Source organism: Streptomyces sp. NPDC051218, from assembly GCF_044455475.1.
GTDB lineage: Bacteria > Actinomycetota > Actinomycetes > Streptomycetales > Streptomycetaceae > Streptomyces.
This window is the reverse complement of the sequence record NZ_JBITEU010000001.1, coordinates 481,799-496,079: the sequence shown is the minus strand read 5'-3', so window position 1 is coordinate 496,079 and position 14,281 is coordinate 481,799. Positions and strand designations below refer to the sequence as shown.

Genomic DNA, 14,281 nt, shown 5'->3' with positions numbered 1-14,281 from the left:
CCGCCCCTTACACACGCGCCCGACCGGGGCTGGGCTTGGCTGGGCTCAGCGCAGTCGTGCGGCCTTCCCGGGCGACAACGCCTCGTCCCATGTCATGAGGTCGTCGAGATCGCCCCGCAGGCTCGCCTTCTCCGTCCCGATGGACCGCAGCGGCAGCGGGATCGACGCCGCGACGGACCCGACCCGCTTCCCGTCGGCGTACAAGGTGGTGCGTCCCGGAGCCGTCACCCAGGTCAGCCGTGTCCAGCGGTCCAGCGGCAGCGTGAAGTCGAAGCTGTGGTCGGCCTCGCCGTACCGCGTGAAGCCGACCTTCCCGGTGCCGTGCTGCATCAGCTTCAGCGCGCCCGCCTTGGAACTGAGCAGCACCTGGTCCCCGGTCCTCGCCGTCGGGCGGACCCGCACCGAGACCGTCCACGGCTCGGCGACGTCGAGACCGCCGAAGCCCACGCCGTCCCGGTCGGAGTCGAAGCGCCATGCCTGACCGCGCACGCCCTTGACCGGGGTGGGGTTGTCGATGATGTAGGAGGTGCCGGGCAGCCCGCCGGCGACGTCCTCGGCGAAGATCGTGTTGCCGGGGCTGCCCGCGTACGTCCAGCCGCTGGGGTACGACGCGTCGTCGAACGTCCAGTGGTGGCTCGGCCGGCCCTCCACCCTCGGCGGCGCCGGCGCCGGTGTCGTGCCCGGTGGATCGCCGATCCGGGTGGCACGGGCCCGGAAGTCGGTGAGCGTGTCCGGGGTCGCGGACTTGTTCCAGGCGCGGTCGGCGAGGATCGCGCGGGGGCCCGCCATGTGCTGCTCGAAGTAGCCGTCGTCGGCCCAGAAGTTGTAGTCGGCCCAGTTGGTGACGCCGGAGCCGAGCATGTCGGGGTCGGTGTTCGGCGCCCAGTCGTCGTACATCCAGGGCTCGTCCGGATACAGGTGGTGGTAGTTGTTCGGGGTGTCGTAGAAGGGGCCGATGGCGATCTCGTCGTGGCCGGGGATCTCGGGCTCGGCGCCCGTGCCCTCCCAGGTGAGGAAGACGACGGGGGCGTGGACCTTCTGCTGGGGCGCTGCGAGGTGCTCGGAGCCGTTGTAGACGGCCGTGCGCTTGCCGTGCGAAGTGACCACGTCGTCAAGGGTGTTGATGTAGCGGTTGAGGAGATCGCCGAGGGTGGACACGTCGGGCGCGCTCGCCAGGTGGTTCTGCACGCGCGGGCATTCCGCGAGCTGCCCCGGGACCTCTTCCGCGCCGATGGAGAACAGCGGCGCGTCGAACCAGCCCGCGAACTCGTCCACGATCTCCTTGGACTTGGCGATCGCCTTGTCGCTGGTCATGTCGATGATCCAGTCGGGCGTCAGGTGCGAATGCGTGTGCGCGCCCGTGCAGGCGTCGGCGTCGGCGCCGGACCCGAAGCCGATGCCGAAGGCCTCGCTGATCACGGTGGCGTGGCCGGGAAGTTCGAGGCCGGGCATCAACTGGACGTGGTGGCGGGCCGCGAAGGCCTTCAGATGCTCGATGTCGGCGCGGCTGTAGCTGTGGTCGGGGTCCGCGAGGCCCGGGAACTTCGGGCTGTTCAGGCGGAAGCCCTCGGACTCGGAGAGGTGCAGGAAGAGGGTGTTGAGCTTCTGGTCGCCCATCCTGCGGATCAGGTTCTCCAGGTAGGGGATCTTCCAGTACTTGCGCCCCGCGTCGAGGTGGACCATGCGCACGGCCTGCGCGGGGCGGTCCGTGGAGCGCGCTCGGGGGACGGCGCGATGGTCGTCGGCCGTGGAGCGCAGGAGCTGGAGGAGCGTGCGGGTGCCGTAGTAGAGGCCGTGGGTGGAGGCGGCTTCGATGCGGATGGGGCCCGCGCTGTCGAAACCGTAGCCCTCGGGGCCGAGGTTCCCCTCGGTGGTGAGGCCGAGCGTGATGTCGCCGTCGGCGGGTCGGCCGCTGCCGATCCGGGGTGTGATGCCGGTGACCTGCTTGATCTCCGTACGGAGCTGGGTGGCGAGTTCGCGTACGGACTGGTGTGCGGGGCCGGGGAGTTCGCCGCGGCCCGAGGGGAGCGCGGTGGTGGATCCGGCGCGCGGGTCGATCAGGATGCGGGTGCGCTGGGTGAGTTTCGTACGGCCGTCGAGGGCGGTCCAGTGGGTGGGGCGCGGGATGACGGAGGGCACTTCGTCCGCAGTGTCGGCGGGTGTGTCGGCGGCTGTGGCGGTGGCTGTGGGCAAAGACAGACCTCCCATGAATAGGCCGAGGATGAGTGATATCACCGGGATGGTGCGACGCACGTGAGCCTCCCGCAGCTTGACGATCCGGTGGGACCGTAGCCTTGGGGTGCCGGTGTGGCAAGGGGAGTTGCCGGGGTGCGGGAGAATGAGGGGAAGCCCCCGCGTGGGGCACGGGGGCTTCCGGGGGTGACCGCAGAGGTCGGATGGCTGTCAGGCCGCCAACGGGAGCTGCCCCGCCCCGTAGGCGGGAGCCACGCCGAAGTCCGCCAGTGCCGCCCGCGCCGCGCGACGGCCCGAGTGCAGGGCGCCCTGCACCGTGCTGGTCTCCCGGTGGTCCCCGCACACGTAGAGTCCCGCGAGCAGTCGCACCGGGCGGCGCAGATCGTGCGGCGGTGGCATCGCGGGCACCGCCTCGCGGGTGTGGTGGACGGCGAGCGACTCCCACCGGGCGGTCGACGTGCCGTACAGATCGGCGAGATGGGCGAGGACGGCCCGCTCGTCGGGCGGCGGCCCGAGGACCGTCGACGAGATGAGCGCCCGGCCCGCGGGGGCGCGCGAAGGGTCGACGTGGCTGATCACGGCGGTGTGCGCGACCGGACCCGAACGGTCGGCGTCGAGCAGCAGCGCGGGCTCGGCGAGCGGCGCGTCGGGCGCCGCGTGGTGCAGCACCGTCACTTGATGGAAGGACGGCACGCGCAGGCCGGGCAGCAGTTCGGCGGCGGCGCGGGCGTCGGTGGCCAACAGGACGGCGCGACAGCTCACTTCCCCGTGTTCCGCGGTCGTGACGGAGGTCGTGGAGACGCCGGTGACGCGTACGCCGGTGTGGACCGTACCGGGCGGCAGCGCGGCCGACAGGAGCTCCGGCAGTACCTCGGCGCCCCCCTCGGGCAGACACAGGCGGCCGCGTGCGAAGGAGCGCAGGGCGAGGTCGGCGCATCGGCTCGACGTCGTCAGGTCCGGGTCGCAGAGAAGCGCCGAGAGCAGCGGGCGCAGGAAGCCGGTGACGGTGCGCGCGGGCAGGCCCCGGGTGAAGAGGGCTTGCGACGCGGGGAGTTCGGGGCGGGCGATGAGGCGCTCCGGATCCGTCGCCGCGAGCCTGGCGAGCGCCGCGCCGAGGCGGGCCTGGTCGAGCGGGCCGCCGAGTGGGCCGCCGAGTGGGGTGACGCGGGGGGCGCTCGCTAGGGCGCGCGCGGCGGTGAGTGCGCCCCGTGCGCGCCGGGGGCTCGTCGGCTCGACGGCGCGGTGGTGCCGGCCGTCGCTGTGCACCAGGACGCCGGGTACGAAGGGCCGCAGTACGAGGGCGTCGAGCCCCGGCGTGTGGCGTAACTCGGGGTACGACGTGGTGAGCAACTGCCCGATCCTGTCGAGCCGGAACCCGTCCACCTTCTCCGTGGACATGCGCCCGCCGACGTAAGGGGCGGCTTCCAGGACGACGGTCGTTACACCTGCCCTGGTCAGCTGATGGGCGGCCGACAGTCCCGCGACCCCCGCTCCCACGATGACGACATCCGCATGGTGCGCAGGCTCTAGCACGTGCCCCTCCCGGAGGTTGTGCGGCTGCTGGGGACGTCATGCCCTCAACAGGGCTTCGGAATCACCGAGTTCCGCACGAGGGTAGGAGCGCGAACGGTCAGCGGCAGTCGCGCATCGACCGAGCACGGTCGCACGCCGGTCGCACTGTCGGCTCGTTACCGCAGCGCCGCGCGGATCGTCTCCTCGATGCCCGGGAAAGCGAACGAGAATCCCGACTCCAGGAGCCGGGTGGGCAGGACCCGCTGGCTGCCGAGCACGTCACCCGCCATCTCGCCGAGCACGACGCGCAGCGCGGGCTTCGGCGCAGGGAAGAGCGTGGGCCGGTGCAGCACCCGGCCCATCGCGGCCGTCACCTCGCGGTTGGTCAGCGGATCGGGCGCCGTCAGATTGACCGGACCCGCCAGCGAGTCCGTGTCGAGCAGGTGCCGCAGCGCGGCCACCGCGTCGTGCAGCGAGATGTAGCTCCAGTACTGCCTGCCGTCGCCGAGGCGCCCGCCGAGCCCCGCCTTGAAGAGCGGGAACATCCGCTGCCACGCCCCGCCCTCGCGCGCCACCACCAGGCCGTTGCGCGAGAAGACCGTGCGGATGCCCGCCGCGTGCGCCGCGGCGGCAGCACCCTCCCACTCCACGCACAGGGACGGCAGGAAGCCCTCTCCGGAGGGGGCACTTTCGTCCACCGCACGCTGACCGGTGTCTCCGTAGTAGCCGATCGCGCTCGCACACAGGAAGACCCGGGGCGGCTCGTCCAGCGAGGCCACCGCCTCGGCGAGCGTCGCGGTGCCGAGCACCCTGCTGTCGCGGATCTCCCGCTTGTAGGCGGCCGTCCAGCGGTGATCGCCGATCCCGGCCCCCGCCAGGTTGACCAGGGCGTCACAGCCCGTGAGCCCCGCCGTGTCGACGTAACCCTCCTTGGGGTCCCACCGCACCTCGTACTTCGTACGAGGTGCTCGGCGCACCAGCCGCACCACCTCGTGACCGTCGTCGGCGAGGGCGCGCGTCAGCGCCGTTCCGATGAGGCCGGACGCGCCGGCCACGGCGATACGGGACCGCCGCGACGACGGGGCTGACTGCTCGGGCTCGGTGGGCTCCATGCAGCCATCCTGCCCCGGAAACCCGGCAAGAGGCTTCAGGCGTACGTCGTACAGTGACGCCCATGCCGGACACGCACATACGTACCGCCCTGCGGGACGACGAAGAGGTCCTCGCCCGCATCGACCGCGTCACCTGGTCCACCCTGCACGCGGTACAACCGGCTCCGCAGCCTCCGTACCCGCCGTTCTTCAGCGAACGCTTCGGGCCCCACGACCATTTGGTGGCCGAGCTGCACGGCGTGGTCGTCGGCTACATACGGCTCGGTTATCCCACCTCCCTCCTCGCCAACGCCCACGTGCGCCAGATCCTCGGCTTCGCGGTCACGGACGAGGCGCGTGGCAGGGGAGTGGGCCGCGGTCTCGTCAGGGCCGCGGTGGAGGAGGCCCGCCGCCAGGGCGCGCGGCGCGTCACGCTGCGGGTGCTCGGCCACAACACTCCGGCCCGGACGCTCTACGCCTCCGAGGGCTTCGTGGTCGAGGGGGTGCTGCCGGGCGAATTCTTCCTCGACGGCTCGTACGTGGACGATGTGCTGATGGGCCGCGTGCTCTGACACCCCGGGCCCGCAAGGACCCACTCCCGGGTCCGCCACCCGACGGACCGGCCCGGCGTGCGGCGGGCACGCGCGCGTAGGAGCGTGGGGAGGCCGACCGGAAGGAGCGAACCGATGTTCAGGGTCGCTGCTGCCAGCCGGCGGGACAGGGACGAACCCGGCTGGCTGCGCGGTGCGCCGCCGCCCCCCTGGGTGCGCTGGCCCCCGCCCGTGCTCCTCGCCGTGATCTGCGCCATCCAGCTGGCCACTCCGAAGACGGTCGACCTCAGCTTCCTGCTCGCCGCCGTGCCGCCGCTCGCCGCGCTGTCGTACGGCGCATCCGCCACGGCCCTCCTCGGCGGCACCGTGGTGCTGCTGCTCTATCTGCCCGGCTTCGGTCTCGGCCGTCCCGGGGACAGCGATGTGCTGACGGTCGCCTTCGTGGCGCTGCTGAGCATCCTCTTCGCCTGGGTACGCAGCCGGCGTGACACCCAGCTCGTCACGGTCCGAACCGTCGCGGAGGCCGCCCAGTTCGCCGTCCTGCCGCCCCTGCCCGAACGCGTGGGCCCGGTGCGCTGCGCGGGCCTCTACCGCGCCGCACAGGGCGGAACGCTGGTCGGCGGTGACCTCTTCGACGTGCGCAAGGGCCTCAGCGGCGTCCAGGCACTGGTCGGTGACGTGCAGGGGCACGGCCTTGCCGCCGTCGGCACGGTCGCCGCGCTGCTCGGTGCCTTCCGGGAGGCGGTGCTCGACCAGCCCGACCTGGAGGGGGTCGCCGCCCGGCTCGACCGGCGTCTGGTGGTCGACTCCGAGGAGGCCGAGCACGCCGAACTCTTCGCCACCGCCGTGCTCCTGGAATTCCGGGCCGACGCCCCTGAGCTGCGGATCGTCTCCTGCGGTCACCCGCCGCCGCTGCTGGTCCGCGGTGGGGTCGTCGAGGAGCTCGCGGTGGCGCCGGGGGCTCCGCTCGGCCTGGGCATCGCGGGTATTGCCCCGCCCGAAGAGGTGACCCTGAGCGTGAAGCCCGGCGACTGGTTGCTCGTGGTGACCGACGGGGTGACCGAGGCGCGGGACGGCTCCGGCGCCTTCTATCCGCTGGCCGAGCGGCTTTCGGTGCTCTGCGCCGACATGCGGGACGACCCGGCGGCGCTGACGTCGGCGGTCTGGAGAGACCTCATGCGGTTCTCCGGTGGTGTGGGGGACGACGTGGCCCTGCTGGCGCTCTCACTGGACCCGGAGCCGGACGTGCGGCCGGGACCGCGGGGGACTCCGGAGTTGTAGCGGTAGCCGTCATTGTGTGGGGGCGGCCAGGAGCCGCAGGCCGCCCGTCAGTTCGCGCAGGCAGCGCACCGCCAGGGCGGCGGGCGAGCCCGGCCCGTCGGTGGGTGCGTCCGTGGCGGCCCAGGTCTCCAGGGCCAGGCGGATGGCGTCGGTGGCGGCAGCGGCCGCCAGGCGTCACGGAGGTCCGGGTCGACGGCGGCACCCACTTCTGACGCGCGGGCGTGAAGTCTCGGGGATCGGGCTCGTGGTTCCGGCTCAGGGCACCGGCTCAGGGATCCGGAGATTCACCCGAGTGGCGGAGTGTGGATCGCGGGCGGACCGGGCGGGCCGGACAGTCGGACCATGCGTGTCTTCCGTGGGTTGTCCGCGGCACGTGGGTCCATGGTCCGTGCGCCTGCGGTGCATGTGCCGTCGGCGGTGCGTGCGGTGCTGGGCTGTGTGCCCGGGGTCGCCGCCGTGGCCCTTCTGCTGTTGTGCGCCTGGTTCGTGGGGCCCGGGATACCGGGGGAGCCGGGGCGGGCGAGTGACGGTCCGGTGGCGTTCGCCGGGCCCGGGGAGCGGGCAGGGGGCACCGGCCCGGATCCCCGGATGCCGGCGGCCGCGGCGCCGGTGCGCAGGGCGATGGGGCATCCCGCGGCGCAGCCTCACGTGGTGCCGCGCGCCACATGGCTGGCCGGTGCGGCGGACGAGCCGCCGCCGGCCCGGTACGCGAGCCGGGTCGAGGCGGTGTTCGTGCACCACACGGACACGCCGAACGGCTACGACTGCGCCGACGCCCCGCGCACCATCCGCTATCTGTACACCGGCCAGACCGACGGGAGGCAGTGGGACGACATCGGCTACAACTTCCTCGTCGACCGGTGCGGGACCGTCTACGAAGGGCGTGCGGGCGGCATCGAGAGGGCCGTCGTCGGGGCCCACACGCAGGGCTTCAACAAGGGGTCGGTGGGGATAGCGGCGATCGGGACGTTCACGGCGGGGACTCCACTCCCCCGGGCGATGACCGACGCGCTGGCGGCGCTGATCGCGTGGAAGCTCGGGCTCTCGGACGTGGACCCGCGTTCCTCGGTGCGGCTGGTGTCCTCGAACAGCCTCAGCAGATATCCGGCGGGGGCGGTCGAGCGGTTCAGCGCGGTGTCCGGGCACAAGGACGGCTACTCCACGTCCTGCCCCGGGGCGGCGCTGATGGCCGCGCTCCCCGCGATCAGGGAGAGGGCCGCACGGCTGCAGAGCCGGTGAGCGGGTGAGCGGGTGTACTGCTGTCCGGGGAGGCAGGGAAGCCGGGGCTCAGTCGACCTCGCCGAAGCGTTCCCACAGTTTCGGGTAGCGCTGGGCCATCGCCGCCTCGTTCTCGAAGTCGAGTGGTGTTCCCAGCGGCTCCGTGGGGGCGGGGGCGATGCCGAGGTCGGGGGTGACGACGCCGGTGAGCGTCTCGTAGGCCTCGTCGGCGGCGTAGCCGAGCTCCTCGCCGTCACCGTCGATGTCCTCGTCGAAGTCGTCGAGGAGATCCGCGAGGGAGTCCGGGTCGTGCAGCGCCCCCTCGAACACCTCGCGCCCCTGACCGATCAACCAGCAGCGGAAATAGTCGAAGGCGTCGTCGCTGGCGCCGCCGAGGAGGACCCAGGAAGCTCCCCACAGATCCCAGCGGTACGCACGGTTGTAGCGCGCCTCGAAGTGACGGGCGAAGTCGAGCACCATGTCCGGCTCGAGCTCCAGCAGCTTCTCGGTGAGCAGGTCGGCGTGGTCCTCGGGGTCGCCCTCGGCGGCCACGCGGGTGCGGTCCACGATCTCCCAGAACTCCGTCTCGTCCATCACGGGACAAGCATCGGTCCTGGGGGGTGCGTACGCACGCGGAGTGCGGCGGATGCGACTGTGTCGTTATGTGTGCACATGCCCGTGGAAAACCCGACAGCAGGTGTCGGTATTGGGTGGCAGCCTCGAAGCCATGGAGAGCGAAGAGATGGACAGCACACACGCGCCCGCACACCCACTGACCGGAAAGATCGCCCTCGTCGCGGGCGCCACCCGCGGCGCCGGCCGGGCCATGGCCGTGGAGCTCGGCCGCGCGGGGGCCACCGTGTACGCGACGGGGCGTACGACCCGCGAGCACACCAGTGAGGTCGGCCGCACCGCGGAGACCATCGAGCAGACCGCGGAGCTGATCACCGCCGCGGGCCGCGAGGCGGGCGGACCCGGCACCGGCATCGCCGTACCCACCGACCACCTCGAGCCCGAGCAGGTCGAGGCACTCGTCGACCGGATCGACCGTGAGCAGGGCCGCCTCGACATCCTGGTCAACGACATCTGGGGCGGTGACGTCCACGTCGAGTGGGACAAGAAGATGTGGGAGCACGACCTCGACAAGGGGCTGCGCCTGATGCGCCTCGGCATCGAGACCCACATCGTCACCAGCCGGTACGCGCTCCCGCTGCTCATCAAGAACCCCGGCGGCCTGGTCGTCGAGGTCACGGACGGGACCGAGGAGTACAACGGCCCCAACTACCGCAAGCCGTTCTACTACGACCTCGCCAAGGCGGCCCCGCTGCGGATGGCGAAGGGCCTCGCCGAGGAGCTCAAGGAGTACGGCTGCACGGCCCTCTGCCTGACCCCCGGCTGGCTGCGCTCCGAGGCGATGCTCGACACGTACTTCAAGGTGACCGAGGAGAACTGGCTCGACGGCCGCGAGCAGAACCCCCACTTCGCCATCTCCGAGACCCCGACCTTCGTGGGCCGGGCCCTGGTCGCGCTCGCCGCCGACCCCGAGGTGGCCCGCTGGAACGGCGCATCGCTCTCCAGCGGCGGCCTCGCCAAGGAGTACGGCTTCACGGACGTCGACGGTTCGGCGCCGGACGCCTGGCGGTACATCACGGAGGTCGACCAGGAGAGCAAGGAGGCGGACGTCACCGGTTACCGCTAGGGCCTCTCGCCGACGGCATCATGGGGGCATGCGCGCTGCACGCCTCATCAAGATGGTGCTTCTGCTCCAGGCCCGCCCCTCCATGACCGCCGCCGAGCTCGCGGGTGAGCTCGAAGTGTCCGAGCGGACCATCACGCGGGACGCCCAGGCCCTCTCGGAGGCGGGCGTCCCGGTCTACGCGGACCGGGGGCGGGCCGGCGGCTACCGCCTCATCGGCGGCTACCGCACCCGGCTCACCGGGCTCGGGCGCAGCGAGGCGGAGGCGCTGTTCCTGTCCGGAGTGCCGGGCGCGCTGCGGGAGATGGGCCTGGAGGACGCGGCATCGGCGGCCCGCCTGAAGGTGTCGGCGGCGCTGATGCCCTCGCTCCGGGACGCCTCGCAGAACGCCTCGCAGCGGTTCCATCTGGACGCGCCGGGCTGGTTCCAGGAGACGACGGCGCCTGAACTGCTGCCCCCGCTGGCGGACGCGGTGTGGGACGACCGGCGCGTCACCGCCCGCTACCGGCGCCAGGACACCGAGGTGGAGAGGGAGTTGGAGCCCTACGGCCTCGTGCTCAAGGCCGGGGTCTGGTACTTGTGCGCGCGGGTGCCCGACACGGGCTCGTTCCGGGTGTATCGCATCGACCGGTTCACCGCGATCGCCGCGGGCGACGACCGCTTCGTACGCGACGAGGACTTCGATCTGCCGGGCTTCTGGGGGGAACGGGCCGCGCAGTTCGCGCGGGCGATCCTGCACTCCGAGGTCGTGCTCCGGCTCTCCGAGCGGGGCGTACGGCAGCTTCCGTACGCCACCGACTCGGCGTCCACGCGAGAGGCACTGTCGACCGCGAGCCCCCCGGACGACGAGGGCCGGGTGACGCTGACCCTCCGGGTCGAGAACGAGGACGTCGCGTACATCCAGCTCATGGCGCTGGGCCCGGAGGCGGAGATCCTGGAGCCGGTAGCTCTGAGGGAGCGTTTTGCCCAGGCAGCACGGCAGATGGCAGACCGCTACCGGTAAGCCCTCCCACAGCCGACAGCGGGTCCCCACCCCCGGAAGGGGGCAGGGACCCGCATCAAGCCGAAGGCCACAAACCGCTACAGACCGTACTTGGCCCGAGCTTCCTTCACCGCGGAAGCGGGAACCTCACCGCGACGGGCAAGCTGCGCGAGCGAGGCCACGACGATGGACTCCGCGTCGATGCCGAAGTGGCGCCGCGCCGCGTCACGCGTGTCGGAGAGGCCGAAGCCGTCCGCGCCGAGCGACGAGTAGTCCTGCTCGACCCACTGCGCGATCTGGTCGGGAACCTGCCGCATGTAGTCGGAGACTGCGAGCACGGGACCCTGCGCACCCTCAAGTGCCGTACGCACGTAGGGAATTCGCTCCTCGCCGCGCAGGATCGCCTCGTCCGCCTCCAGGGCGTCGCGGCGCAGCTCGGTCCAGGAGGTCGCGGACCACACGTCGGCGGCCACACCCCACTCCTCGGCGAGCATCTTCTGGGCCGCGAGGGTCCAGTGGATGGCCGTACCCGAACCGATCAACTGGATGCGCGAGGCGTTGGCCGCGGCGGAGAGCCCCGCCGTCTCGGCGGTGTTGAAGCGGTACAGGCCCTTCACGATGCCCTCGTCCACACCCGCGGGCTTCGCGGGCTGCGGCATCGGCTCGTTGTAGACGGTGAGGTAGTAGAAGACGTTCTGGTCCTCACCGGGGGCGGCCTCGCCGTACATGCGGCGCAGACCGTCCTTGACGATCGCCGCGACCTCGTAGGCGAAGGCCGGGTCGTACGACATGGCGGCGGGGTTCGTCGCGGCGATCACCGGCGAGTGACCGTCCGCGTGCTGCAGACCCTCGCCCGTCAGCGTCGTACGTCCCGCGGTGGCGCCGACGAGGAAGCCGCGGCCGAGCTGGTCGCCGAGCTGCCACATCTGGTCGGCCGTGCGCTGCCAGCCGAACATCGAGTAGAAGATGTAGAACGGGATCATGGCTTCGCCGTGCGTCGCGTACGACGACGACGCGGCGATGAAGTCAGCCATCGATCCGGCCTCGGTGATCCCCTCGTTGAGGATCTGGCCGTCCTTCGCCTCGCGGTAGTACATGAGCTGGTCGCGGTCGACCGGCTCGTACGTCTGGCCCTTGGGCGAGTAGATGCCGAGCGACGGGAAGAGCGACTCCATGCCGAAGGTGCGCGCCTCGTCGGGGACGATCGGCACCCAGCGCTTGCCGGACTCCTTGTCGCGGATCAGGTCCTTGACCAGGCGTACGAAGGCCATGGTCGTCGCGATCGACTGCGAGCCTGAGCCCTTGTCGAACGAGGCGAACGACTTGTCGGCCGGGGCGGGCAGCGGGGAGAGGGGCTGCGTGCGGCGGGCCGGGGCCGGACCGCCGAGGGCGGCACGGCGCTCCTGGAGGTAGCGGACCTCGGGGGAGTCGGCGCCGGGGTGGCCGTAGGGGACCACGCCGTCGACGAACTGGCTGTCCGAGATCGGCAGCTCCAGGAGGTCGCGCATGTCCTTGAACTCGTCCACCGTGAGCTTCTTCATCTGGTGGTTGGCGTTCTTGGACTCGAAGCCCTTGCCCAGCGTGAAGCCCTTGACCGTCTGCGCGAGGATCACGGTCGGCGCGCCCTTGTGGGTGAGCGCCGCGCGGTAGGCCGCGTAGACCTTGCGGGCCTCGTGGCCGCCGCGTGAGAGGTGGAAGCACTCGCTGATCTTGTCGTCGCTGAGCAGCTTGCCGAGCTCGACGAGCGCGGGCTCGGAGCCGAAGAAGTGCTCGCGGATGTAGGCGGCGTCGCGCGTCGCGTACGTCTGGAACTGGGCGTCCGGTACCTCGCGCAGGCGGCGTACGAGCGCGCCGTTGGTGTCGAGCTTGAACAGCTCGTCCCAGGCGTTGCCCCACAGGACCTTGATGACGTTCCAGCCGGCACCGCGGAACTGGGCCTCCAGCTCCTGGACCACGCGGAAGTTGGCGCGGACCGGGCCGTCGAGACGCTGCAGGTTGCAGTTGATGACGTACGTGAGGTTGTCGAGACCCTCACGTGCGGCGAGCGCGAGGGCTGCCGTCGACTCGGGCTCGTCCATCTCGCCGTCACCGAGGAACGCCCACACGTGCGAGGCGGAGACGTCCTTGATGTTGCGGTTGGTGAGGTAGCGGTTGAAGCGCGCCTGGTAGATCGCCGACAGCGGGCCGAGGCCCATGGAGACGGTCGGGAACTCCCACAGCCAGGGGAGACGGCGGGGGTGCGGGTAGGACGGCAGGCCGTCGCCGCCGGACTCGCGCCGGAAGTTGTCGAGCTGCGCCTCGTTCAGACGGCCGTCGAGGAAGGCGCGGGCGTAGATGCCGGGGGAGGCGTGGCCCTGGATGTAGAGCTGGTCGCCGGAGCCGTCCCCCTCCTTGCCCTTGAAGAAGTGGTTGAAGCCCGTCTCGTACAGCCAGGCGGCGGAGGCGAAGGTGGCGATGTGGCCACCGACGCCGTATTTGCTGCCCCGGGTCACCATCGCGGCCGCGTTCCAACGGTTCCACGCGGCGATCCGCTGCTCCATCGCCTCGTCGCCCTCGATCGCCGGCTCGGCGGAGGTGGGGATGGTGTTGACGTAGTCGGTCTCAAGGAGCTTGGGCAGCGCCAGGCCCGCGCCCTCGGCGCGCTCCAGCGTGCGCCGCATCAGGTATGCGGCTCGGTGCGGCCCGGCCGCCTGGGTAACGGCGTCCAGGGAGGCCTGCCATTCGGCGGTCTCCTCGGGGTCGCGGTCCGGGAGCTGGTCGAGCTCGCTCGGCTGGATTGCGGAGGGGTCGGTCATGTCGCCGCCTTCCTGAGTCGGAGGGGGTCCCCTGTTCGGTAAGGGGTGGGGTGCCCTAGGTCTTTGGCAGGACAGGGCGTAAGGCTCGGGTGGGAGCCCGTCGGAGACTCTAACTCCGTGATCGATGATCGATCAAAGGGTTGAAGGGGAAAACTCCTTCATATTCAGAAAGTAGGCATCCGGTGCCATGAACACGGGCACGCGGTGCCTTTGATTCCAAGGATCCTTGCAGGTGGGGGCACGTTTGAGCACCCCTGTGCTCCTACGTCAGGGACGCGGCGCGCACCCCAGGACGTGGGCCTTCACCAGCTCCGCGATCGCGGGGTCCCGCTGCCGGAAGGCCGTGACGAGGGCCTCGTGCTCCTCCGCGTACGACTGCTGCACCGTCCCGAGCCATCGGATCGAAAGGGCGGTGAAGACCTCGATGCCGAGGCCCTCCCAGGTGTGCAGCAGTACGGAGTTGTTCGCGGCCCGCACCAACTCCCGGTGGAAACCGACCGTGTGCCGCACCTGCGCGGTGCCGTCCGCGGCCCGGTCCGCCTCGTACAGGGCGGCGACATGGGGTTCGAGGGCCGAGCAGTCCTCGGCCAGGCTCCGCGCCGCGAGTTCGGCCGCGATGGCCTCGAGACCCGCACGGACGGGGTAGCTCTCCTCCAGGTCCGCCGCGGTCAAGTTCCGTACGCGCACGCCCTTGTTGGGCGCCGACTCGATGAGCCGCAGCGTCTCCAGCTCGCGCAGGGCTTCCCGTACGGGAGTCTGCGAGACCTCCAGCTCGACGGCGATCCGCCGCTCCACGATCCGCTCGCCCGGCTGCCAGCGCCCGCTGACGATCCCCTCCACGATGTGCTCGCGGATCTGTTCGCGCAGCGAGTGAACAACGGGCGCGGTCATGTGGGCTCCTCCGGCGGGGGCAGCGCCCCAGGGCGTGGTGACCCCTAGACAATACGGCGACGCCCCCGCTC

Annotated in this window: 11 protein-coding genes and 1 pseudogene; 5 read left to right on the top strand and 7 right to left on the bottom strand. The window is 71.4% G+C overall.

Annotation, left to right across the window (positions count from 1 at the left end):
- Nucleotides 1-45: 45 nt before the first annotated feature.
- The 3 genes from ACIBCK_RS02305 to ACIBCK_RS02295 all read right to left on the bottom strand — a co-directional run bounded on the left by ACIBCK_RS02305 (nucleotide 46) and on the right by ACIBCK_RS02295 (nucleotide 4,817).
- A complete protein-coding gene (locus tag ACIBCK_RS02305; RefSeq protein WP_399386188.1) occupies nucleotides 46-2,193 on the bottom strand; it encodes a family 20 glycosylhydrolase in 2,148 nt (715 codons plus the stop codon).
- Nucleotides 2,194-2,403: 210 nt separating this feature from the next.
- Nucleotides 2,404-3,726, bottom strand: a complete 1,323-nt coding sequence (locus ACIBCK_RS02300; RefSeq protein ID WP_399386187.1) for an NAD(P)/FAD-dependent oxidoreductase — start codon at nucleotides 3,724-3,726, stop codon at nucleotides 2,404-2,406.
- Nucleotides 3,727-3,881: 155 nt separating this feature from the next.
- Entirely contained in the window at nucleotides 3,882-4,817 is a 936-nt protein-coding gene (locus ACIBCK_RS02295; RefSeq protein ID WP_399386186.1) for a TIGR01777 family oxidoreductase, read from the bottom strand.
- A gap of 62 nt (nucleotides 4,818-4,879) precedes the next feature.
- Here ACIBCK_RS02295 and ACIBCK_RS02290 point away from each other — a divergent pair, with 62 nt between their 5' ends.
- Together ACIBCK_RS02290 and ACIBCK_RS02285 are read left to right on the top strand one after the other, a co-directional pair.
- Complete coding sequence (locus tag ACIBCK_RS02290) at nucleotides 4,880-5,368, top strand: GNAT family N-acetyltransferase (protein ID WP_399386185.1); 489 nt, start codon at nucleotides 4,880-4,882, stop codon at nucleotides 5,366-5,368.
- A 114-nt stretch (nucleotides 5,369-5,482) separates the two neighbouring features.
- The gene (locus tag ACIBCK_RS02285) at nucleotides 5,483-6,628 is read left to right on the top strand and encodes a PP2C family protein-serine/threonine phosphatase (protein ID WP_399386184.1); all 1,146 of its coding nucleotides are present in this window, start codon (nucleotides 5,483-5,485) and stop codon (nucleotides 6,626-6,628) included.
- Between the two features lie 9 nt (nucleotides 6,629-6,637).
- On the opposite strand, the pseudogene ACIBCK_RS02280 reads toward ACIBCK_RS02285, so the two are convergent.
- A pseudogene (locus ACIBCK_RS02280) lies at nucleotides 6,638-6,802 on the bottom strand (TetR family transcriptional regulator); the annotation flags it as partial.
- Nucleotides 6,803-6,970: 168 nt separating this feature from the next.
- Between ACIBCK_RS02280 and ACIBCK_RS02275 the strand changes: the two are divergent.
- A complete protein-coding gene (locus ACIBCK_RS02275) occupies nucleotides 6,971-7,867 on the top strand; it encodes a peptidoglycan recognition protein (protein ID WP_399386183.1) in 897 nt (298 codons plus the stop codon).
- 48 nt (nucleotides 7,868-7,915) lie between these two features.
- Here ACIBCK_RS02275 and ACIBCK_RS02270 read toward each other — a convergent pair whose 3' ends face one another.
- Nucleotides 7,916-8,440: a DUF4240 domain-containing protein gene (locus ACIBCK_RS02270; RefSeq protein WP_367048947.1), complete on the bottom strand. Its 525-nt coding sequence runs from the start codon at nucleotides 8,438-8,440 to the stop codon at nucleotides 7,916-7,918.
- A 133-nt stretch (nucleotides 8,441-8,573) separates the two neighbouring features.
- Here ACIBCK_RS02270 and ACIBCK_RS02265 point away from each other — a divergent pair, with 133 nt between their 5' ends.
- Together ACIBCK_RS02265 and ACIBCK_RS02260 are read left to right on the top strand one after the other, a co-directional pair.
- Nucleotides 8,574-9,545: an SDR family oxidoreductase gene (locus ACIBCK_RS02265; protein WP_399386182.1), complete on the top strand. Its 972-nt coding sequence runs from the start codon at nucleotides 8,574-8,576 to the stop codon at nucleotides 9,543-9,545.
- Between the two features lie 28 nt (nucleotides 9,546-9,573).
- On the top strand, nucleotides 9,574-10,545 hold the full coding sequence (locus ACIBCK_RS02260; protein ID WP_399386181.1) for a helix-turn-helix transcriptional regulator: 972 nt from the start codon (nucleotides 9,574-9,576) through the stop codon (nucleotides 10,543-10,545).
- Between the two features lie 77 nt (nucleotides 10,546-10,622).
- On the opposite strand, the gene aceE is transcribed toward ACIBCK_RS02260, so the two are convergent.
- Entirely contained in the window at nucleotides 10,623-13,319 is a 2,697-nt protein-coding gene (gene aceE / locus ACIBCK_RS02255; protein ID WP_399386180.1) for a pyruvate dehydrogenase (acetyl-transferring), homodimeric type, read from the bottom strand.
- A gap of 267 nt (nucleotides 13,320-13,586) precedes the next feature.
- On the bottom strand, nucleotides 13,587-14,210 hold the full coding sequence (locus ACIBCK_RS02250) for a GntR family transcriptional regulator (protein WP_367041151.1): 624 nt from the start codon (nucleotides 14,208-14,210) through the stop codon (nucleotides 13,587-13,589).
- Nucleotides 14,211-14,281 lie beyond the last annotated feature (71 nt).

Coding starts and splice junctions, on each gene's coding strand:
- ACIBCK_RS02250 (WP_367041151.1), bottom strand. CDS start 14,210: ATGACCGCGCCCGTTGTTCACTCGCTGCGCGAACAGATCCGCGAGCAC.
- aceE (WP_399386180.1), bottom strand. CDS start 13,319: ATGACCGACCCCTCCGCAATCCAGCCGAGCGAGCTCGACCAGCTCCCG.
- ACIBCK_RS02295 (WP_399386186.1), bottom strand. CDS start 4,817: ATGGAGCCCACCGAGCCCGAGCAGTCAGCCCCGTCGTCGCGGCGGTCC.
- ACIBCK_RS02285 (WP_399386184.1), top strand. CDS start 5,483: ATGTTCAGGGTCGCTGCTGCCAGCCGGCGGGACAGGGACGAACCCGGC.
- ACIBCK_RS02275 (WP_399386183.1), top strand. CDS start 6,971: ATGCGTGTCTTCCGTGGGTTGTCCGCGGCACGTGGGTCCATGGTCCGT.
- ACIBCK_RS02290 (WP_399386185.1), top strand. CDS start 4,880: ATGCCGGACACGCACATACGTACCGCCCTGCGGGACGACGAAGAGGTC.
- ACIBCK_RS02265 (WP_399386182.1), top strand. CDS start 8,574: ATGGAGAGCGAAGAGATGGACAGCACACACGCGCCCGCACACCCACTG.
- ACIBCK_RS02260 (WP_399386181.1), top strand. CDS start 9,574: ATGCGCGCTGCACGCCTCATCAAGATGGTGCTTCTGCTCCAGGCCCGC.
- ACIBCK_RS02270 (WP_367048947.1), bottom strand. CDS start 8,440: ATGGACGAGACGGAGTTCTGGGAGATCGTGGACCGCACCCGCGTGGCC.